The 1,358-nt window shown below is 68.7% G+C and carries 1 protein-coding gene; it reads right to left on the bottom strand.

The window, feature by feature from the left end; translation table 11 throughout:
- Window positions 1-1,322, bottom strand: a 1,322-nt coding sequence (locus ACSNOC_RS27720; protein ID WP_436750327.1) for an acyltransferase domain-containing protein, incomplete at its 3' end; no start/stop codon positions are given.
- Window positions 1,323-1,358: the final 36 nt, after the last annotated feature.

A 1,358-nucleotide genomic window follows, 5' to 3' on the forward strand; every position in this document is an offset into this window, starting at 1 on the left:
GCCACCTCCGCAAACACCTCATCCCCAACCCGCCACACCACCCGCAACCCACGAAACACCGGCCCATACACCAACCCGAGTTCTGCGAACCGGTCGTACTGCCCCTCCACCTCGACCAGTTCGGCACCGGCAGGAGGCCAGGAACCGGTATCGACGGGTACCGGGGCTCCTGCTGCGGAGACCACTCCTGTGGCGTGGCGGGTCCACGGGTCGGATGGCTCGGCGCTTTCCGGGCGTGAGTACACGTGCACCGCACGGTTGCCGTCGACAACGACCTGGAGTTGCAGGCCCGCATGCTCGGGCAGCACCAGCGGGCTTTCAAAGGTCAGTTCCTCGACGCGCTCGCACCCCACCTCCTGCGCGGCACGCAGCGCGAGGTCCATCATCGCGGTGCCCGGTACGAGGACCGATCCCATCACCACGTGATCCGCCAGCCATGGGTGTTCGGCCAACGACAGCCGACCGGACAGCAGCACACTCCCGTTGTCGGCAGCCGCCACTGCCGCTCGCACCAGCGGATGATCCGCCGCTCGGAGGCCCGCGTCGGTCAGGTCGTCCGAACCCGCCCTGCTGTCCAGCCAGTAACGCTGACGCTGGAAGGCATAGGTCGGCAGATCGACATAACGAGCACCACTCCCGGCGAAGAGTCCGTCCCAATCGACTCGCACGCCGCACACGAACAGCTCGGACAGAGCGGAGGCGGCAGCGATGTCCTCGGAACGGCCCGGCCGGAGGCAGGGAACAACCACGGCTTCCTCGTGCAGAATCTCCTTCGCCAGGGCGGCGAGTGTCCCGCCCGGACCGACTTCGACGAATGCGCTCACGCCCTCCTCGGCGAGGCTTTCGACGGCATCGGCGAAGCGGACGGGTTCCCGCACCTGCCGCAGCCAGTACGACGGATCCGCCAACTCACCGGCAGACACCAGCCGGCCCGTCACCGTGGACACCAACGGGATGGACGGCACGCCGAACGACACCGACTCCAGTTCTGCGCGGAACGCGGCGAGCATCGGTTCCATCAGCGGGGAATGGAAGGCGTGGGAGACCGCGAGCCGCTTGGTACTCCACCCGGCCGTCACCTCCGCGACGGCCTGCTCCTCACCCGACACCACGACGGAGGCGGGGCCGTTGACCGCGGCGATACTCACCCGGTCCTCGAAACCCTCCAGCAGCGGCAGGACATCGGCCTGCGCCGCCTGCACCGCCACCATCACCCCACCCGGCGGCAGCGCACCCATCAACCGCCCCCGCGCCGCAACCAACCGCGCCGCGTCCTCCAAAGACAGCACCCCCGCCACATACGCGGCAGCGAACTCCCCCACCGAATGCCCACACACCACATCCGGCCGCACACCCCA

Origin of the sequence: Streptomyces sp. URMC 129, assembly GCF_051386415.1 — a bacterium.
Classification (GTDB): Bacteria; Actinomycetota; Actinomycetes; order Streptomycetales; family Streptomycetaceae; genus Streptomyces.